Genomic DNA, 19,357 nt, shown 5'->3' with positions numbered 1-19,357 from the left:
TGGCTCCCCCAGCAAGACTTGAACTTGCGACATACGGATTAACAGTCCGCCGTTCTACCGACTGAACTATGGGGGAACAGAATTAAGTCTCTCTAATGAGAGTTGGTTGCGGGAGCCGGATTTGAACCGACGACCTTCGGGTTATGAGCCCGACGAGCTACCAGGCTGCTCCATCCCGCGACCGAGTTGAGTGTTTTACTTCGCTGCCGAATTTCAGAACCCGTTCTGGTAAACGCATTCTAGAAAGTGGCTCCCCCAGCAAGACTTGAACTTGCGACATACGGATTAACAGTCCGCCGTTCTACCGACTGAACTATGGGGGAACAGATTTTCGCTTCTAGCGCAGCCCTTGATTGTATAATCTTGGTTGGCGCTTGGGAACCTCGTTGTTAACTGGGCATCCCCTGAAGACGGAGCGCATACTAAATTGCGCCCCTAAGTTCGTCAACACTGAGTCGCAAAAAATTGAGTTTTAACGATTCGTTTGTTCGAGTTGTCGCCAGACGTCCAAAAATAAAGCCAAAATCGGTGACAAAGTGACTCAGTTCGCCAGATAACTTTGCTCGCTGCAGGAGGTAGTGTTGGACTCAAAGCGAGTTTATTGCCTGAATGAGATCAGCAATGGACGGATTTTTAAGGTTGACTTTCAGCGATCCGCACAGAATCTGCGCTGGCGATTGTTATCCACTGTTTTTGTGGATAACTGTGTTGATTATTATCCACAATGACGCCGCAAGGCCTGCTAATACTGGGTTTTCTTCAAATTGGGCGGTTTCTGTGCATAACTAAAATATCAATAAAAGTCATACACTTAACAATAACCCAACACAACCACAAAGGTTCGGTAGCAGATCACAATCAGCGACGTTTAATTGCAATTAGCTTGTGCATTAATTGTAACACCGAGGTAAATTGCAAAAGCATAATCGACTTTATAACGGCCTATTCGCCAGTAGAGGCGCTAGCGAGTCGATTTAAGGCGTGGCTAACGCGCCGTTTAGCAACAATTGTACATTGTAGCAATCTGGCACGGATTGGTTAGCCAAAGCCGCTGAATCAACAGTTTATTCAATTCAAGCTTGCTACTATAACCGCAGAAATGTTTTAAACAGGTGCAGTGATGAGCCGTAGCTTTCAAATTCAGTCTTCCTACCAACCTGCAGGCGACCAACCGCAAGCCATCGCCAAGCTGGTCGACGGCTTAGAAGCGGGTCTAGCACACCAAACGCTGCTCGGGGTTACCGGTTCCGGCAAAACCTTCACGGTGGCCAACGTCATCCAGCAGTTGCAGCGGCCAACCATCATCATGGCCCACAACAAAACGCTGGCGGCGCAATTGTATGGCGAGATGAAAGAGTTCTTTCCGAACAATGCGGTTGAGTATTTTGTCTCTTATTACGACTACTACCAGCCAGAGGCGTACGTTCCTACCACCGACACCTTTATTGAAAAGGACGCGTCGATTAATGCCCATATTGAGCAGATGCGGCTATCGGCCACCAAAGCGTTAATGGAGCGGCGCGACGTAATCCTGGTGGCGTCGGTGTCGGCCATCTATGGTTTGGGCGATCCAAAATCCTACATGGCGATGCTGCTGCACTTGCGGGTTGGCGACATCATTAACCAACGGGATATGCTAAAGCGATTAGCCGAGCTGCAATACAGCCGCAATGACCAAGCGTTCGAACGCGGCACCTTTCGGGTTCGTGGCGAGGTAATCGATATCTTCCCTGCCGACTCAGAGAAGCAAGCAGTGCGGGTGGAGTTGTTCGATGAAGAGATCGAGCGGATCGCGCTGTTCGATCCGCTGACTGGCGCCATTGATAGCACCACCGCACGGTTTACCATCTACCCGAAAACCCACTACGTAACACCGCGAGAAACCATCGTCGCCGCCATCGATAAGATCAAAGCCGAGATGGTTCAGCGCCATCAGCAACTGCTGGACAACAATAAGCTGATTGAAGCGCAGCGGATCAAAGAGCGCTGTCAGTTCGATACCGAGATGATGATGGAGCTTGGCTACTGCTCCGGCATCGAAAACTATTCGCGCTATCTGTCTGGTCGCGCCCCCGGCGAGCCTCCGCCGACCTTGTTGGATTACCTGCCGGACGACGGTTTGCTGATTTTGGACGAATCCCACGTCACCGTGCCGCAAATTGGGGCGATGTACAAAGGCGATCGCAGCCGTAAAGAGACGCTGGTGGAGTATGGTTTCCGCTTGCCGTCAGCGATGGACAATAGGCCACTCAAGTTTGAAGAGTTTGAATCCATTGCACCGCAAACCATTTACGTTTCGGCCACCCCAGCGAAATATGAGTTAGAGAAGTCCGATGGCGAAGTGGTAGAGCAGGTAGTGCGCCCCACCGGTCTACTTGACCCTGAGATTGAAGTGCGGCCTGTGGCTACCCAGGTGGACGATCTGCTGTCGGAAATACGCCTGCGGGTCGAGCAATCCGAGCGGGTATTGGTGACCACTCTAACCAAGCGGATGGCGGAAGACTTAACCGAATACTTGGATGAGCACGGCGTGCGGGTGCGCTATCTGCACAGTGACATCGACACCGTCGAACGCAGTGAGATCATCCGCGATCTGCGTTTGGGTGAATTTGATGTGCTGGTAGGGATTAACTTACTGCGAGAAGGGCTGGATATGCCAGAGGTGTCGTTGGTGGCGATCCTCGATGCCGACAAAGAGGGGTTCTTGCGTTCCGATCGCTCGCTTATTCAAACCATCGGCCGGGCCGCCCGCAATACCAAAGGCAAAGCGATTCTGTACGGCGATACCATTACCGGTTCAATGCGCCGCGCCATCGATGAAACCGAACGTCGTCGTGCCAAGCAGCAAGCGTTTAACCAAGAACATGGCATTGTGCCGAAAGACTTAATCAAGAAGGTCGCCGATGTGATGGACTTGGGCGGCAGTAAAAAAGGCAAAGGGAAAAGCGTTCGTCCCGGCAGTAACCTGCGCCAAGCGGCGGAGCCAATGGCGAGTTATCAAGCGGTCGATCCGAAACAGTTGGCGAAAGAGATCGCCGCGCTGGAGAAAAAGATGTTGCAGCACGCGCAAGATCTGGAGTTCGAAGAAGCGGCAGCGACCCGCGATCAGATTACCGAGCTGCGCCTTAAACTGGTGGGTTAGCCCCCACGACATATCTGCACACAACCGCAACCGACGGCGAGTTAGCCAGAGCCTACACTCTGTCTAACTCGCGATTTTTTATTTGAGTGTTGAGGTAGATAATGTGGCAAAGCAATCGTCGACTGCCGTTGGCGCTTCTGATCATTGGCATTATGGTGCTAACCGCCTTACCAGAAACCAACACAGTGGCCGCTCAGCATGGTGATTCCCTACACAGTCTACGAGGGATGCTACATGCCCAATCTAGCCAAAATCCGTTGCTGTTTAGCGGCAATCGCCCTACCCCGCCGACTCAAGCTGCGACATTAGATTCACTGCTGCACGACTTCAGTGCCGCGGCAGCGCTTATCCACGCCCAGACGTTGACTCGACAGCAGCATCTCGCCGCCAATGCCGGCCACTATGACCAAGCGATGCGGCTAATGGCCAAAAGCTTTGTTAGCTCGGTTGGCACCGGCAGCTACGCGGCACTGAACTAATTATTCTTACTGAACCACAAAAACAACAATGCCGCAGATCGTAAGATCTGCGGCATTGTGCTATCGAGCATATCGCCCAAGCGCTACATCTCATCTATCCATGCTTGCTGAATCGCTTCCAGCACCCGCTCACCGCAGTGCTCAGGGGCATCATCAAACTGCTCAAGCTCCAGTACCCACTGGCGCAAATCGGTAAAGCGCAGTTGCTGCGGATCCACCTGCGGGTGTTGCTCGGACAGCTCTATCGCAATATCAGTGACATCGACCCATTTCAGACCCATGTTGCCTCCTTGGCTGATGACTAATAACAAAAAACCGCTTCAATCCAGGGGACGAAGCGGTTTTCTCAAGGCTTAGTGATGGCCTTCGGAAACTTGATTGACGGTGTAGCGCGGAATATCGACAATCAAGTCAGCGCCATTGACCTTGGCTTGGCAAGACAAGCGCGACTCTGGCTCCAGACCCCACGCTTTATCCAGCATGTCATCTTCCAGTTCGTCGCTCTCTTCCAGCGAATCAAAACCGTCGCGAACCACTACATGACAAGTAGTACACGCGCAGGATTTCTCACAGGCGTGTTCGATGTGAATGCCGGCACGCAGCGCCACATCCAGAATAAACTCGCCGTCTTGGGCCTCAACCTCGATGCCCTCTGGGCACAATTCGTGGTGCGGCAAAAATACAATCTTTGGCATCTTCGTGTTCCTAAACCTTATCGACCGATTGACCGGACAATGCGCGGCGGATCGACAGATCCATCCGCAATGCGGCAAATTCCGCACTGGCGTTATCCAGTGCATCGATGCCTTGTTTGATCGCCTCGCCATCCTCGCCTTCGGCAAGTTTGGCCAGATCCTGCATCTGTTGCATCAGCGCTTGCTGTGCTGCTGGTGCTAATAATACCGCACCATCGGCTTCCAGTGCTTTGGTTAAGCTTTCAATCACACGGCCGGCCTCGATGCGCTGCTCGGTCACCATCCGCTTGCTGATGTCCTCTTTCGCGTGGGTCATCGAATCCACCAACATCTTGGTGACTTCATCATCGCTCAGGCCAAAGGATGGCTTGACCTGCACTTCAGCGGCAATACCAGAGGTTTTCTCTTCCGCTTTAACACTCAGCAAGCCATCTGCATCCACTTGGAACGTCACGCGAATAACTGCGGTGCCAGCGGCCATCGGTGGAATGCCGCGCAGTTCAAAGCGGGCCAGCGAGCGACAATCAGCAACCATCTCGCGCTCACCTTGAACCACATGAATGGCCATCGCGCTTTGGCCATCCTTGTAGGTGGTAAATTCTTGGGCGCGCGCCACTGGAATGGTGGTGTTGCGTGGCACCACTTTTTCGCTCAAACCGCCCATGGTCTCCAGGCCCAGTGACAGCGGCAGCACGTCCAGCAGCAGCATGTCAGAATCCGGCTTGTTGCCGACCAGAATGTCCGCTTGAATGGCGGCACCGATGGCCACCACTCGATCTGGATCGATTGAGGTCAGCGGCTGGCGTTGGAAGAAGGTTCCGATCTGCTCACGCACTGCCGGTACCCGGGTGGAACCGCCAACCATCACCACTTCTTGAATGTCGTTGATGCTGATACCCGCGTCTTTCAGGCTGCGACGGCAAGCCATCAAGGTGCGTTTGATCAGCGGCGATACCAGCGCATCGAAGGTGTCACGGCTGATCTCACCGTGCCAATCGCCAATCGCCGCAGCAACAAGATCGCTGTCGGTCAAGGCTTCTTTAATGCGACACGCTTCGGTCATCAGCGCCCGCTGCATGCTTGGCTCGCTGGCATCAACGCCGGAGAGCTTAACCAGATGTTGCGCCAACAGGTGATCGAAGTCATCGCCACCAAGGGCGCTGTCGCCGCCGGTAGCCAGCACTTCAAACACGCCTTTGTTGAGACGCAAAATAGAGATATCAAAGGTGCCGCCGCCCAAGTCGTAAACGGCGATCTCACCCTCTTGGCCGCTATCCAAACCGTAAGCGATGGCCGCTGCGGTTGGCTCGTTTAGCAGTCGCAGCACCTTGATGCCCAGCATTTCAGCGGCGTCTTTGGTGCCCTGACGCTGGGCGTCATCAAAGTAGGCTGGCACGGTGATCACCGCACCGCTTAAATCACCGCCCAAGGTTTCCTCAGCACGAGTGATCAACGGACGCAACACCTCGGCAGAAACTTCAATGGCATTCTTATTGCCTTGGCGAGTGGCGAACAGCGGCAAACCGTTAGCGGAGGCCGCCAGTTCATAAGGGTGCTGCGGGTAACGAGCGCTGACATCCGCCAACGAACGACCCAAAAAGCGTTTGACTGAAACGATGGTATTGCGTGGATCCGCAGTCGCCTCAGCTTTGGCATCATGGCCGACCGCCACGCCCTGTTCCAAATAGCGCACCACCGATGGCATTCGATGACGACCATCGATGTCCGGCAAAGTCTGCGCTTGGCCGCTGCGCACCGCAGCAACCAGTGAGTTGGTGGTACCCAAATCGATGCCCACCGCCAGTTTGTGCTGGTGCGGCGCCGCCATCTGGCCGGGTTCGGCGATCTGCAATAATGCCATTTGCTTAATTATCCGATAGTTACAACTGCCACTGCTCTTCCTGCAGGGCCAATTCCTGTTCCAGCTTGTCGATAAACTTTAGCTTGCGCACGCTGTCAGCGGCTTGCAGCCACTGGGCGTCCACGAGCTCAGCCTTAAGGCTGGTCATCATCTGCTGTTTCAGTTCACTGAATTGCTGTTCAAGCGCCATCGCCGCTTCGAAAGGATCGGCGGCATCCGCCAACTCTTCCAGCGCTTCGCGCAGTTCGATCTGTTGCATCAGGAACAGGGGATCTTTGATGGTGGTGGTTTCGCCCCGAAGCTCTACGCCATTTAAGCGCAGCAGGTATTCGGCACGACCCAAAGGGGATTTTAGAGTTTGGTAGGCGTCGTTGACTTCGGCGGTCTTTTGCACCGCCATCAACCGTTCCCGATCACTGCCGGCGGCAAAGTTATCGGGATGCACTGCTCGTTGCAGATCGCGGTAGCGCGTTGCAAGAGCAGTGGTATCCAGTTCAAACCCTTGCGGCAGCGCAAACAGTTCGAAGTAGTTCATCGGCGGTCCTTAAACGGTAAAGCTTTCGCCGCAACCACATTCGCCTTGCGCGTTTGGGTTTTCGAACTTGAAGCCTTCGTTCAGCCCTTCCTTGACGAAGTCGACCTGCAATCCATCTAGGTAGATCATGCTTTTGGCGTCAATGATGATATTCACGCCCAGTTGCTCAAATACTTCGTCACCTGGCTGCAGTTCATCAACGAACTCCAGCACATAGGCCAAACCCGAGCAACCAGAGGTCTTCAGGCCCAGACGCAGGCCAAGGCCTTTGCCACGGTTAGCCAAGTAACTTTTGACGCGCTCAGCAGCGGCTTCGGTCAAGGTAATGGACATTACAACCCCAATTACTTCGCTTGCTTGCTGTGGTAGTCGCTGATCGCTGCTTTGATGGCGTCTTCAGCCAAGATAGAGCAGTGAATTTTTACCGGTGGCAGCGCCAACTCGTCGGCGATGTCGGTGTTTTTGATCGCCGCCGCTTCGTCCAAAGTTTTACCTTTAACCCACTCGGTCACCAGTGAGCTAGAAGCGATGGCAGAGCCACAGCCGTAGGTTTTGAACTTGGCGTCTTCAATAACGCCGTTGTCATTGATCTTCAGTTGCAGCTTCATTACGTCGCCACAGGCTGGAGCGCCAACCATACCGGTCGCTACGCTTGGATCGTTCTTGTCGAAAGAACCTACGTTACGCGGGTTCTCGTAATGGTCGATTACTTTTTCACTGTAAGCCATGGTACTAGCTCCAATTTGCCCCTAATTGGGGGACTTATAGCGCCAGCTCAGGGCCAGCGCTTGAGAAGAATGATTAGTGGGCAGCCCACTCAACGGAGTTCAGATCGATGCCATCTTTGAACATCTCCCACAGCGGCGACATTTCGCGCAGCTTGTCGATGGAGTTGTTGATGATGTGGATGGCGTGATCAACTTCGGCTTCGGTGGTGAAACGACCGACAGAGAAACGGATAGAGCTGTGCGCTAGCTCGTCGCTCATGCCCAGTGCACGCAGCACGTAGCTTGGCTCCAAACTGGCGGAGGTACAGGCTGAACCCGAGGATACCGCCAGATCTTTCAGTGCCATGATCAGTGACTCGCCTTCAACGTAGTTAAAGCTGACGTTCAGGTTGCCAGCAACGCGTTGCTCAGCGTCACCGTTGAGGTACACCTCGTCCATGCCTTTGATGCCGTTCCACAGACGATCACGCAGCGCCAATACGCGCTCGTGCTCAGTCGCCATCTCTTCTTTAGCGATGCGAGCAGCTTCACCCAAACCAGCAATCTGGTGAGTTGGCAGAGTACCGGAGCGCATGCCACGCTCGTGGCCGCCACCGTGCATCTGTGCTTCTAAGCGGATGCGTGGCTTACGACGCACGTACAGCGCACCAATGCCTTTCGGGCCATACATTTTGTGGCCAGAGATCGACAGCAGATCCACCTTCATGGTTTGCATATCCAGCGGCAATTTGCCGGTAGATTGCGCGGCGTCGACGTGCAGCAGTACTTTCTTGCTGCGGCACAGTTCACCAAGGGCGGCGATGTCGTGGATCACACCAATTTCGTTGTTAACATGCATGATCGACACCAGCACGGTGTCATCGCGCATGTTCTCTTCAAACCGAGATAGCGGGATGATGCCGTTTGCGTCTGGCTCTAGGTAAGTTACCTCAAAGCCTTCACGTTCCAGCTGACGACAGGTATCCAGCACCGCTTTGTGTTCGGTTTTGCTGGTGATGATGTGCTTGCCCTTCTTGCTGTAGAAGTGGGCAGCGCCTTTGATGGCCAAGTTGTTGGACTCGGTGGCACCAGAGGTGAACACGATCTCACGGTGATCGGCGTTGATAAGCTCTGCCACTTGGGTACGAGCGATATCCACCGCTTCTTCAGCTTGCCAACCAAAACGGTGGGAGCGAGAAGCAGGGTTACCGAAGTTACCGTCTAGGGTCAGGTGCTGCATCATTACATCGGCAACGCGAGGGTCAACCGGGGTAGTGGCAGAGTAATCAAAATAGATGGGAAGCTTCATACCTTCTCCGATACTGAGCCAGTCAATATGGTACTGGCGAAAATTACTGTCGAACTCAGGCGCGAGCCTGATTACGTACCTGCGCTTTTTCTTGGCGCAGACTAACGACTTTCACTTGTCGATCTTCCATCAGATCGGCAAGGCTGATGCCATCAAGAAAACTGGCAATGCGGTCACTCAAGTCGCCCCACAATGAGTGGGTTAAACAGCGAGCGCCGCCTTGGCAATTGCTCTGCCCTTGGCAGCGGGTGGCATCGACCGATTCATCAACCGCATGCACCACCATTGCGACCGAAATCTCGGCGGCTGGTTTGCCAAGCAAGTAACCACCACCGGGACCGCGAACGCTGGACACCAGTCCATGCTTACGCAGCTTGGCAAACAGTTGCTCAAGGTAGGAGAGCGATATCTCCTGACGCTCGGAGATGTCAGCCAGTGGCACCGGCCCTTGCAAGGTATGCAGCGCAACGTCAAGAATTGCGGTGACCGCGTAACGGCCTTTAGAGGTAAGTCGCATTGCCAGTTTCCTTCGGAATTTCTGCCCTCAGTCTACATACCCGACCAAAACAGTCAAGTATTTATCCGAGTAAAGCAGTGGGGTATTTGTCAACGCAAGCCGACACGCTAACCGTGGAATACCCCAGCGCGCAGCAGCGGTATTTAACCGCAAGCTGCTGCCAGATTCAAACGACTTTCCACTAAGGCGCAAGCCAACTCACACTTGACTGCAAAACGACTGGTAATTAGGCAATTGCACAAGCAAATTGACTGCTATTTCAGCACGCCTTAGTGGTCGCGATTGCTGTTATCGCTGCGCTCGATTGCCTTTAACACACCGCGAAGAATATTCAGTTCCGCCGATTCTGGCCGCGCCCGACTAAATAGCCGGCGCAATTTGGTCATAATTTGATTGGGTTGGTCGGCTTTTAAAAAGCCAGTGTGGTACAGCACCCGTTCTAAATGCTGATAAAAACCCTCTTGCTGCGCCGCTGTTGGGTATTCGATGGTGGCGTGCTCTGCCTCGGTGGTAGCTTGGCTTAAATACGCCATCCGGGTTTCGTAGCTGATCAGTTGCACCGCTTGCGCCAGGTTTAGCGAACTGTATTGCGGATTGGCTGGGATCGACACATGGTAGTGGCACAGCTGCAACTCTTCGTTATTGAGGCCATGATTTTCACGGCCAAACACCAAAGCCACCGGCCCTTGACGCCCCTCATCCGCCAGTTTGATTCCCGCTTGTCGGGCATCCAGCTGTGGCCAATCGTGAGTGCGGCTGCGCGCGCTGGTGCCAATCACCAAGGCGCAATCGGCGATGGCCGCCGCCAAATCATCGGTGATCACCACATCACGCAAAATATCGGAAGCGCCCGCCGCCAAGGCGACCGACTCACCATCAATTTCGGCACGCGGTGCGGCTAAATACAGCCGTGACAGTCCCATGGTTTTCATCGCCCGAGCGGCCGAACCAATGTTACGCGGGAGCGAGGTACCGACCAAGACGATGCGGACATTTTCTAACATTAAGAATGGCTTCCAGTTGAATTAGGTTAGTGGCGGCGGATCCTACCACAACCAGCGGCTAAGCTTAGCGTGTTGAATTGCGTCGAAGCGCTTGCTTCGATTGTCGGTTCTGATAAACTTGCGCGCCTTATTTCGGCAGACAGTCTTTGCCACCACGGCGACTGTCAGGCCAATCGCGTTCTTTTACATCCTTGGGGTATCGATATGCATCCGATGCTGAACATCGCCATTCGCGCTGCGCGTAATGCAGGCAACGTAATCACCCGTGCCTATGAAGACTTCGACAAAGTTGAAGCGGAACAAAAAGGTCTGAACGACTTTGTTACCAACGTTGACCGTGACGCCGAAAGCGCGATCATCCATGCCATTCGCAAAGCTTACCCAGATCACACCGTAATCGGTGAAGAGGGCGGCACCGACATTGGCAAAGACAGCGACTATCAGTGGATCATCGACCCTCTGGATGGCACCTCTAACTTCGTTAAGCGCATCCCACACTTTGCGGTTTCCATCGCTCTGCAAGTAAAAGGCAAGCTGGAAGTTGCGGTTATCTACGATCCAATGCGTAACGAACTGTTCTCTGCTGTACGCGGCCAAGGCGCTCAGCTGAACAGCCAGCGTATCCGTGTAGGCGCTAAGCGTGAAATCACCGGCACTCTGCTGGGCACCGGTTTCCCATTCAAAGCCCGTCAGCACACCGACAGCTACATGGCGATCTTCGGCGAACTGTTCACTGAAGTTGCTGACATGCGTCGTGCTGGTTCTGCCGCGCTGGATCTGGCTTACGTTGCTTGTGATCGTCTGGACGGTTTCTTTGAAATCGGCCTGAAGCCATGGGATTTCGCCGCTGGTGAACTGATCGTTCGTGAAGCCGGTGGTATCGTTACCGATTTCAACGGTGGCCACGGCCACATGACCACCGGCAACATCGTTGCTGGTGCACCACGAGTGACTGCCGGTATCGTATCTAAGATGCGTCCACACCTGAGCGAAGCACTGAAACGCTAATCCCGCTCAGTCGACTCTGAAAAAGGCCAGCATTGCTGGCCTTTTTGCTATCTGCCATCCAACGCCAGCGCAGATGTAAGAAAAGTTATGCAATATTTTTACACAAATAACGCAAGCCATTGAACATCTCGGCGTTCTTTGCTGCTGCCAAAATGCATGCCAGAAAACACTTACAACTGGTTACATCCACCGCCAGCAAAGGTTCGATGCTGGATCACACTTAAGCGGAATTTGCCTAGCATCGCATTAAGGAGATCCAGATGAAGCGCATGATCATTGCAACACTATTCACTTTGGGCGCAAGCTCAGCCATCGCCGCACCACAATTTGTTGCTACCGATGACGCAGCCACAACCAAACTTTGTGTTGCCGCCGCTGACGATTCGCTGCTGCGATTTCATCATGGCGTCAAACACAGTGGCATCAGCTATCGGGTGCTTGGTGAGAAAGTACGTTGTAATGGCGAACCGATCGCCAACTTTGCCGCAATGTATAACGACGATCTGCGAGTATCGAAACGATTGGCGCGCTACAGCAGCGACGAGGTCAAAACTCAAGTGGAGATCACCGAGATTGCTCGTCGTAATGGCACCTTGCAGTTGTAAGCTTGTGGTTTACACCTAACCGCTAAGTTGCAATGAAACGCGCCGATTAATGGCGCGTTTTTTGTTGCCAGCAACGACCTGCGCGCAGCAGCAGCCACAACGCCAGCAGCGCTGCGGCCACCGCCGGTGCCAACACGATACAAAGCAGACCGACCCACAGATAAGGTAAGTTGGCTGGATGCAGCCAGCGTTTATGCCGATTACCTTGAATCATGTTGCCCTCCTTTTGATGGCTAACATTATGGCAATGAGTCCAGCAGCAACCAAGTCGCCGCGTGTCGTAACCTCGGCAATGTGGCAAAAGCCCTGCGCTGGCACGAAGTTTTATCTAGCGCGAAACGCGGCGGTGCCCTTTGCTCATCACTAATGTGACATTGATCACGTCACGTTGTCAGCGCGGTAGTCGTGCCTTTCTAGATTATTACACTGCCGACCAACGCATCTTTGGAGTAGCACTGTGCAACACCCTACTACCGGCTTAAAAATTATTAAGTTAGCCGAACTCGTAATTCTTGCAATTATCGCTGTCGCCACCATGTTTGCCATTGGTGAAGAGGTATACAGCATGATCACTCGCGGCACCGTCACCTTGGCGGATCTGCTGCTGTTGTTTATCTACTTGGAAGTGTTGGCGATGGTGGCCAACTACGCCGAAATTGGTAAGTTGCCAATCCGGATGCCGGTCTACATCGCCATTGTCGCACTGGCGCGTTATCTGATTTTGGATATGAAAGCGATGGACGATTGGCGCATCGTTACCATTGCCGCTGCGGCTTTGATTCTGGCACTCACCGTGCAGGTGATCCGCTACGGCCAAGTGAAATGGCCCTACCCAGACAAATAAATATTGGGGCACAAAAAAGCGGCCTCCACATCAGTGGCGGCCGCTTTTGGTAACTATCGACAGTAACCTAAATTTAGTGGTTACAGATGTTGCCGCGGTTCAGTACGTATCCTTCACCTTGTGGGCTTACCTTTTCCATCTTTACAAAAAAGGTGATCATCTGTTCAATGTTCTGATCTTGCAGACGACAGGTGTGAAAACGCACCTCGGCACCGAAGGCATCAACCGCCAATTGGGCTAGCTGGTTCAGATCCAGCGACTGCTGTTGTTCACCGATAAGGTTCAAAAATTCATGGGCGTGAATGCTGGACATCGGTCGCTCCGTTGTAGTTATGACAATTAAAGTTGCATTAGAATAGCACCTTTATTTTGTGCACCAGCCTAGGTGCCCCATATTTGTGAATTTGCGCACATTCCTCTTTTATCAACAGCAGCGACTTGATGACTGAAACCCTTAACCTGACCATCGACCTAACCCAGCAGATGAGCCTCTATCTGGTATTGGCTTATCTGCTAACGAAAACCCCCGTGCTCAGGCCGATGGTCGACCTGGCAGTTGGCCTGCCACACAAACTGGTGCTGTATGTCACCTTTTCGCTGCTGTGTATTATGGGCACCTATTTTGGCGAACAAACCCATAACGCCATCGCCAACACCCGAGCGATGGGGGCGGTGTTATCCGGCTTGTTGGGCGGGCCGATTATCGGTTTTTTGGTTGGTTTGACCGGCGGTTTACATCGCTACTCGTTAGGCGGCTTTACCGATCTGGCCTGCGCAATTTCGACCACCAGCGAAGGGCTATTCGCAGGTTTGATGCATCTGCGCTTGCTACGCGCTAATCAGTTAGCACAACTGTTTAACCCGTTTCGAGTTTTTGCCATTGCCCTGTCAGCCGAGATCCTACAAATGGCGATCATTTTAACGGTTGCCAGCCCCTTTGATGACGCGCTCGCGCTAGTACAAACCATCGCCATCCCAATGCTGGTAGTGAACTCTTTAGGGGCGGCACTGTTTATGAGCATGATCCGCGATCAACGCACCATGGCGGAAAAACTGTCGTCAGAATATTCCGCCAAAGCGTTGAAGATTGCCGAACGCACCGTCGGTCATCTGGCTCGCGGCTTTAACCCGACCACCGCAGCAACCGTGGCGCGGATCATCTATGAAGAGACCGGCGTCAGTGCGGTGGCGATCACCGATTGCGATAAATTACTGGCATTTATCGGCGCCGGTGCCGATCACCATCTGGCCGGTACTCCAATTGCTTCTAAGCTGACCATGCAAGCGATCAACGACAACCAAGTGGTGTTTGCCGACGGTGCCGCTACCCATTTTCAATGTTCCATTAGCGCAACCTGTCCGCTTGGCTCATGCTTGATTGTGCCGCTGCGCGGCGATGGCGAAGTGATCGGCACAGTTAAGTTGTATGAGCGTAAATCGCGCTATTTCCTGCACCTAAATCAAACGCTTGGCGAGGGGATCGCGCGGGTACTGTCGAATCAAATTCTGACTGGCCGCTTTCAGAACCAAAAACATCTGCTGATTAAAAGCGAGCTTAAGCTGCTGCAGGCACAAATTAACCCGCACTTTTTGTTTAACGCCTTAAACACCCTCAATGCGGTGATCCGCCTCGATCCCAACCGCGCCCGCGAGTTGACCCAGCACCTTGCGGCGTTCTTGCGAGCTAATCTCAAACGCGGCGCAGAACAGATCACCTTAGCGGAAGAACTCGAGCACGTGCGCTCCTATCTGGTGATTGAGGAAGCCCGCTTTGGTGAGCAGTTGCAAGTTCATTGGCAGATCCCGGCTGAACTATTGCAGCAACCGATCCCAACATTCACACTGCAACCTCTGGTAGAAAACGCGGTTAAGCACGGGACATCGAATATGCTGGAGCCGGGCGAAATTACCATCCGCGCTCGCGCCGAAAATGACCTGCTGATGCTAACGGTCGCCGATAACGCCGGTGCCTATGAAAAGCCGCAACACAGCGATGGCCTTGGGATGAGCATCGTTGATAAGCGCATTAAAGCCAGTTTCGGCAACCAATATGGCGTCAGCGTTCATTGCATTGCCAATCAGTTGACCGAAATTCACGTAACCTTACCGATGGGCTAAGCGATGACCATTCGTACCCTAATCATTGATGACGAACCGCTGGCACGGCAGGAACTGGCGCTGCTGCTGAGTGAACACCACGACATCGAGGTGGTCGCCGAGGCCGGCAATGCCATTGAGGGCTTCAGTCAGATCCAACAATACAAACCACAGTTGGTTTTCATCGATATCCAGATGCCAAAGATCACCGGTATGGAGTTGGTATCGATGCTGGATCCGGCACAGATGCCGTTTGTGGTATTTGTCACCGCCTATGACCAATACGCCATCGATGCCTTTAGCAACAACGCCAGTGACTATCTGCTCAAGCCGGTGGCTGCCGAGCGACTGGCGAAGACCTTAGCGAAGATCCGCGCTGCCAGTGCCCCGCAAACCTTACGGGCAGTCGAACCGCTGACTCATCTTCCTTGCTATGCCGGTAAACGCCTGAAGATCATCGATGTTGCTCAAACCGAATACATTTTTTCAGACTTAACAGGCGTCCATGTGGCCACCGCTCAGGGCACCTTTTTTACCCAATTAACACTGAAAGTGCTTGAGCAACAAAGTGATTTTCTCCGCTGCCATCGACAGTACTTAGTTCGTCCCCAGGCGGTGGCGGAGATCGTATTGCAGGAGAGCGGCAACGCCGAAGTCGTCACCCATTCGGGCGCATCGGTACCGGTCAGTCGCCGTTACCTCAAGCCACTGAAACAAAAATTTGGCTTCGCTTGATGCGCTAGAACAAAAAAATCCTCAACAATCTCACTGGCTTCTACACTTTTACAGAGCGAAATCTGGTTCAAGTGAAAGAAGGTGGTGACATGTCATTAACCAAAGCCGATTTGACCGATCTGTTGGTCAATAAGCGCCATATGAAAGTGGCCGATGCGCGCAGCCTAGTGGACGTGTTCTTCGAAGAGATCCGTGAAAGCCTAGAGCGCGGTGAAGAGGTCAAACTGTCCGGTTTTGGCGTATTTCATTTGCGGGAGAAAAGCCCACGACCTGGGCGTAATCCGAAAACCGGCGAAGAACATGAAATCGCCGCACGCCGAGTGGTCACTTTCTCCGCCGGCGGCAAGTTGAAAGGCCGAGTTGCCACCCTGAAAGCGTAACCAGCCGCAGCCAGCAATTTACATAATTGTGAGGCAGATCTAGTTGGTTATCACCTTATAAGCGGTGGTTAGCTACCGCTTATCCCCCTATTTCGACCGCTCAGCGATGCTATTCGCCGCTTACTCTCAATTTTCGACCGCTTAGTCACCTACCCAAGCATATTGTGTAACCGTCAGTAACATTAGCGGCAATTAATGTTGCAAGGATTTATCCCAATGCTTTGGTTTTTTAGCTGTGTGGCACTGCTGATTGGCGGCTACTTCATCTACGGCGCTTTCGTTGAGAAAGTATTTGGCATCAACGACGCGCGTAAAACCCCGGCGCATACCCGCACCGACGGCGTGGACTACGTGCCAATGTCCAAAGGCAGAGTGTACCTAGTACAGCTGCTAAACATCGCCGGTGTTGGCCCAATTTTCGGTCCAATCATGGGTGCCCTGTACGGCCCTGCTGCAATGATCTGGATCGTAGTTGGCTGTATCTTCGCCGGTGCCGTACACGACTACTTCTCTGGCATGTTGTCCGTACGTAACGGCGGCGCTTCGGTACCAACCATCGTAGGCCGTTACTTGGGCGAGCCAGCTAAGCACTTTATGAACTTGTTCGCTATCGTGCTGCTGCTGCTGGTTGGTGTGGTATTCGTATCTGCGCCGGCAGGCATGCTGACCAACCTGATCAACTCCAACACCGATCTGGCTATGAATGGTCTGATCATGGTGGTGGTGATCTTCGCTTACTACGTGATCGCAACCATCGTTCCTGTCGATAAGATCATCGGTCGCTTCTACCCACTGTTTGGTGCCCTGCTGGTATTCATGTCTGTAGGTCTGATCGGCGCGCTGATCCTGTCTCCAGAACATCAGCTGATGGGTTCTTTCCAGCCATCTGACATGTTCACCAACATGAACCCGAACGATCTGCCACTGTGGCCAGCACTGTTCATCACCATCGCTTGTGGTGCAATCTCTGGTTTCCACGCGACTCAGTCACCACTGATGGCACGCTGCATGGAAAACGAAAGCAACGGTCGCTTTGTATTCTACGGTGCAATGATCGGTGAAGGCGTTATCGCGCTGATCTGGTGTGCCCTGGCACTGTCCTTCTTCGGTAACGTTGATTCTCTGGCAGAAGCAGTTAAAGCAGGTGGCCCAGGCCAAGTGGTATACGATGCTTCTTTCGGTCTGCTGGGTACCCTGGGTGGCGTACTGGCGTTCCTGGGTGTGGTTATTCTGCCAATCACCTCTGGTGACACCGCGTTCCGTTCTAGCCGTCTGATCCTGGCTGAATACTTCGGTATGAACCAAGCGCCGATCAAGAACCGTCTGATCATCGCGGCACCACTGTTCATCATCGGTGCCATCCTGACTCAGGTGGATTTCGGTATCATCTGGCGCTACTTCGGTTTTGCTAACCAGCTGACCGCGGTAATGATGCTGTGGACCGCAACCGCTTATTTGGCTCGTGCTAACAAGCTGCACTGGATCACCACCGTACCAGCAATGTTCATGACCGCAGTGGTTACCACCTTCATCCTGAACAGCGCTTCTCAGGGCTTCGGTCTGCCGATGGATATCTCCACCGCTATCGGTATCGTAGTTGCTGCAGTGGCTGCCTGGTTCGTGGTTGGCGTGATTGGCAAGCAAGAGCTGCCAGCTGACGCGGAAGCCTAAGCCACAAGTTAGGCAAAACCGATCTCTCGGTTAAAGGTTGTCAGACGTCAGCAGCGTTAACAACCGCAATAACGGCGCCCCTCGGGGCGCCGTTGTTGTTGCTGTCGTTGACTGGAGAACTGCCCAGCAATCGAAGCCGAGAACAGGTTCTCGGAAGCCAAGCGCCACTGACCAGCAACCGCTAATACCATTCTGCATAATCATCTGGTCTATCCAGCTTTCCCAGTAACCTCTCTTGTTTTAGCCTCCGGCGGTCAAGGGCGGTGCCCTTTGAAATCCCCTTCGCCTTCAAGGTTGACGAAAGCCCCTCGTTCTCACCGCACTTCGCAGCAGCACCGGCCCGAGGCGGCATCCCTGCCTTCGCGGGCCTCTCGGGCATCCTGCCCTCGGCTTGCCGCTGCGTTCGCGGTTTCACTCGGCGTCAACAAGTCGGCTTAGAGCCGCCATAGCAACCGTCATCAGAAGCATTAAGGGAAGTGATTTTCTGGTAACGGTTGCGCCAACGGTTTTTGGCCGACTCACGGCGCTGAGCGGTGTGCTGCGCATTGAGGTCGAGGGTCATGGATGGCCGGAGTGCGCGGCTAAATCAGGGGCGATGCATCCGCGCAGTGCCGAAAGGAGCAGCACAAGGAGCGAAGGGCTTTCGCCGTGTTGGAGGCATTTGGGATTGAAAAGGGTGAACCCCTTTCCCGCCGGAGGCGAATACCAATCAAAAAATTATCTGGTTTCTGCAGCTTCGCAGCAGACGAGCACAACATTAGTCTAATTGGTATAAAGTCCGAAAACTTGTTTTCGGCTACCCGCCAGCATCGATCAAAAAAGCCACCTTGCGGTGGCTTTTTATTTGGCGACAGTCGCTATCAATACAGCAAACCGTAGAATTTACGACGGAAACCGGCGGCCACAGGATCGCCGCTGCCGATGGCATTCACGATATCCAAAAACGCTTTGCGCGCTTCACCATCAGCGGCATCCAGACGGGTTTTCAGCAGCGCAAACAAGCCTTCGAGGGCTTCTTCGTTACGCCCGGCCAGATGCAACGCCTTGGCCAATTCCACCACCAGGGCGTGATTGTCTGGCTCCGACTCTAAACGGTTTTGCAGGGCGCGAATTTCCGGGGTGTCGGCCGCTTCGCGCAGTAAGGTTAACTGCGATTTTAAGCTGGTAAAGCGGCTGTCTTGATCTTCCAATTTCACTTGGTTTAGCAGCACTTCCGCTTCATCGGCGTTTTTCAGTCCCAGCAGTGCCTGTGCCAGCGCCAGCAGGGTTTCGCCGTTTTGTTCATCAGCCAGCGCTTCGCGCAGCAGCGGCAAAGCGCCGTTAAAGTCGCCGGCTTCCAGCAGCGGCGCCGCCGCTTCTAATTTCAACTGCCACTCTTGCGGTAAGTGTTTGGCCAGCATGGTGGCGATCACTTCCGCCGGTTGTGGGCCGGCAAAACCGTCCACCGGTTGGCCGTTAACCAACACCAACACCGTTGGCAGCGCTTGAATACGGAAGTACTGGGCAATCTCGATTTGGCTATCGCAATCAACCTGCGCCAGTACCAGATGCTGCGGCCGTTTTTGCGCTTCAACTTGCAGCGCTTGGGTAACCTGAGCACACTCTGGCACTTGCGCCGAGTGGAAGTTCATCACCACCGGACGCTGCTTCGACGCTTCAACAATCTGCTGAATGTTCTGTGCGTTGGCGTTAAAGATATTGTCGGACATAAGATTCTCTTAAACAAAAGCCCCACTAGGCCGTTAGTGTCGCCTAAATGGGGCTTACT

General features: G+C 53.4%; 22 protein-coding genes and 3 tRNA genes. 9 read left to right on the top strand and 16 right to left on the bottom strand.

What is annotated here, in order from left to right:
• The 3 genes from G506_RS0109880 to G506_RS0109870 form a co-directional block, all read right to left on the bottom strand.
• Positions 1–76, bottom strand: a tRNA-Asn gene (locus G506_RS0109880).
• A gap of 27 nt (positions 77–103) precedes the next feature.
• A tRNA-Met gene (locus G506_RS0109875) sits at positions 104–180 on the bottom strand.
• 67 nt (positions 181–247) lie between these two features.
• Positions 248–323, bottom strand: a tRNA-Asn gene (locus tag G506_RS0109870).
• A 797-nt stretch (positions 324–1,120) separates the two neighbouring features.
• On the opposite strand from G506_RS0109870, the gene uvrB reads away from it, so the two are divergent.
• Both uvrB and G506_RS0109860 read left to right on the top strand, forming a co-directional pair.
• Complete coding sequence (uvrB, locus tag G506_RS0109865) at positions 1,121–3,142, top strand: excinuclease ABC subunit UvrB (RefSeq protein ID WP_028116720.1); 2,022 nt, start codon at positions 1,121–1,123, stop codon at positions 3,140–3,142.
• A gap of 101 nt (positions 3,143–3,243) precedes the next feature.
• Positions 3,244–3,621 (top strand): hypothetical protein, encoded by a 378-nt coding sequence (locus tag G506_RS0109860; RefSeq protein WP_028116719.1) that lies wholly within the window; start codon positions 3,244–3,246, stop codon positions 3,619–3,621.
• 83 nt (positions 3,622–3,704) lie between these two features.
• Here the strand turns inward: G506_RS0109860 and iscX are convergent, their stop codons facing one another.
• From iscX to trmJ, 9 genes are all read right to left on the bottom strand, one after another.
• Positions 3,705–3,902, bottom strand: coding sequence for a Fe-S cluster assembly protein IscX (iscX, locus tag G506_RS0109855; RefSeq protein ID WP_028116718.1), 198 nt, complete (start codon positions 3,900–3,902; stop codon positions 3,705–3,707).
• Between the two features lie 72 nt (positions 3,903–3,974).
• Complete coding sequence (gene fdx, locus G506_RS0109850; protein ID WP_028116717.1) at positions 3,975–4,316, bottom strand: ISC system 2Fe-2S type ferredoxin; 342 nt, start codon at positions 4,314–4,316, stop codon at positions 3,975–3,977.
• A gap of 10 nt (positions 4,317–4,326) precedes the next feature.
• Complete coding sequence (gene hscA / locus G506_RS0109845; RefSeq protein WP_028116716.1) at positions 4,327–6,177, bottom strand: Fe-S protein assembly chaperone HscA; 1,851 nt, start codon at positions 6,175–6,177, stop codon at positions 4,327–4,329.
• 19 nt (positions 6,178–6,196) lie between these two features.
• The gene (gene hscB / locus G506_RS0109840; RefSeq protein WP_028116715.1) at positions 6,197–6,712 is read right to left on the bottom strand and encodes a co-chaperone HscB; all 516 of its coding nucleotides are present in this window, start codon (positions 6,710–6,712) and stop codon (positions 6,197–6,199) included.
• A gap of 9 nt (positions 6,713–6,721) precedes the next feature.
• Positions 6,722–7,045 carry an iron-sulfur cluster assembly protein IscA gene (iscA, locus tag G506_RS0109835; RefSeq protein WP_028116714.1) on the bottom strand — a complete coding sequence of 108 codons (324 nt, stop codon included), beginning with the start codon at positions 7,043–7,045 and terminating at the stop codon, positions 6,722–6,724.
• An 11-nt stretch (positions 7,046–7,056) separates the two neighbouring features.
• On the bottom strand, positions 7,057–7,440 hold the full coding sequence (gene iscU, locus G506_RS0109830) for a Fe-S cluster assembly scaffold IscU (RefSeq protein ID WP_028116713.1): 384 nt from the start codon (positions 7,438–7,440) through the stop codon (positions 7,057–7,059).
• A 73-nt stretch (positions 7,441–7,513) separates the two neighbouring features.
• Positions 7,514–8,728, bottom strand: coding sequence for an IscS subfamily cysteine desulfurase (locus tag G506_RS0109825; RefSeq protein ID WP_028116712.1), 1,215 nt, complete (start codon positions 8,726–8,728; stop codon positions 7,514–7,516).
• Positions 8,729–8,783: 55 nt separating this feature from the next.
• Positions 8,784–9,245 (bottom strand): Fe-S cluster assembly transcriptional regulator IscR, encoded by a 462-nt coding sequence (gene iscR / locus G506_RS0109820; RefSeq protein WP_028116711.1) that lies wholly within the window; start codon positions 9,243–9,245, stop codon positions 8,784–8,786.
• Positions 9,246–9,514: 269 nt separating this feature from the next.
• Positions 9,515–10,249, bottom strand: coding sequence for a tRNA (cytosine(32)/uridine(32)-2'-O)-methyltransferase TrmJ (trmJ, locus tag G506_RS0109815; protein ID WP_028116710.1), 735 nt, complete (start codon positions 10,247–10,249; stop codon positions 9,515–9,517).
• 204 nt (positions 10,250–10,453) lie between these two features.
• On the opposite strand from trmJ, the gene suhB reads away from it, so the two are divergent.
• Positions 10,454–11,257 (top strand): inositol-1-monophosphatase, encoded by an 804-nt coding sequence (gene suhB / locus G506_RS0109810; protein WP_028116709.1) that lies wholly within the window; start codon positions 10,454–10,456, stop codon positions 11,255–11,257.
• A 260-nt stretch (positions 11,258–11,517) separates the two neighbouring features.
• Positions 11,518–11,862: a DUF3718 domain-containing protein gene (locus tag G506_RS19430; protein WP_035387215.1), complete on the top strand. Its 345-nt coding sequence runs from the start codon at positions 11,518–11,520 to the stop codon at positions 11,860–11,862.
• A 46-nt stretch (positions 11,863–11,908) separates the two neighbouring features.
• Here G506_RS19430 and G506_RS20925 read toward each other — a convergent pair whose 3' ends face one another.
• Positions 11,909–12,076 (bottom strand): hypothetical protein, encoded by a 168-nt coding sequence (locus G506_RS20925; RefSeq protein WP_156904862.1) that lies wholly within the window; start codon positions 12,074–12,076, stop codon positions 11,909–11,911.
• A gap of 243 nt (positions 12,077–12,319) precedes the next feature.
• Between G506_RS20925 and G506_RS0109790 the strand changes: the two genes are divergently transcribed.
• A complete protein-coding gene (locus tag G506_RS0109790) occupies positions 12,320–12,706 on the top strand; it encodes a phosphate-starvation-inducible protein PsiE (protein ID WP_028116708.1) in 387 nt (128 codons plus the stop codon).
• Positions 12,707–12,779: 73 nt separating this feature from the next.
• On the opposite strand, the gene G506_RS0109785 is transcribed toward G506_RS0109790, so the two are convergent.
• Complete coding sequence (locus G506_RS0109785; RefSeq protein ID WP_028116707.1) at positions 12,780–13,019, bottom strand: YecH family metal-binding protein; 240 nt, start codon at positions 13,017–13,019, stop codon at positions 12,780–12,782.
• A gap of 128 nt (positions 13,020–13,147) precedes the next feature.
• Here G506_RS0109785 and G506_RS0109780 point away from each other — a divergent pair, with 128 nt between their 5' ends.
• From G506_RS0109780 to G506_RS0109765, 4 genes are all read left to right on the top strand, one after another.
• Positions 13,148–14,824: a sensor histidine kinase gene (locus tag G506_RS0109780; protein WP_035387214.1), complete on the top strand. Its 1,677-nt coding sequence runs from the start codon at positions 13,148–13,150 to the stop codon at positions 14,822–14,824.
• 3 nt (positions 14,825–14,827) lie between these two features.
• The gene (gene btsR / locus G506_RS0109775; RefSeq protein WP_028116705.1) at positions 14,828–15,538 is read left to right on the top strand and encodes a two-component system response regulator BtsR; all 711 of its coding nucleotides are present in this window, start codon (positions 14,828–14,830) and stop codon (positions 15,536–15,538) included.
• An 89-nt stretch (positions 15,539–15,627) separates the two neighbouring features.
• Complete coding sequence (locus G506_RS0109770) at positions 15,628–15,918, top strand: integration host factor subunit alpha (RefSeq protein WP_028116704.1); 291 nt, start codon at positions 15,628–15,630, stop codon at positions 15,916–15,918.
• Positions 15,919–16,134: 216 nt separating this feature from the next.
• Complete coding sequence (locus tag G506_RS0109765; RefSeq protein ID WP_028116703.1) at positions 16,135–17,589, top strand: carbon starvation CstA family protein; 1,455 nt, start codon at positions 16,135–16,137, stop codon at positions 17,587–17,589.
• A 56-nt stretch (positions 17,590–17,645) separates the two neighbouring features.
• Here the strand turns inward: G506_RS0109765 and G506_RS21255 are convergent, their stop codons facing one another.
• A complete protein-coding gene (locus G506_RS21255) occupies positions 17,646–17,780 on the bottom strand; it encodes a hypothetical protein (protein ID WP_276197525.1) in 135 nt (44 codons plus the stop codon).
• Between the two features lie 669 nt (positions 17,781–18,449).
• Positions 18,450–19,298 carry a tetratricopeptide repeat protein gene (locus G506_RS0109755; protein WP_028116701.1) on the bottom strand — a complete coding sequence of 283 codons (849 nt, stop codon included), beginning with the start codon at positions 19,296–19,298 and terminating at the stop codon, positions 18,450–18,452.
• Positions 19,299–19,357 lie beyond the last annotated feature (59 nt).

This window comes from Ferrimonas senticii DSM 18821 (assembly GCF_000422665.1).
GTDB lineage: Bacteria > Pseudomonadota > Gammaproteobacteria > Enterobacterales > Shewanellaceae > Ferrimonas > Ferrimonas senticii.
This window is presented reverse-complemented; position numbering and strand designations above follow the sequence as displayed.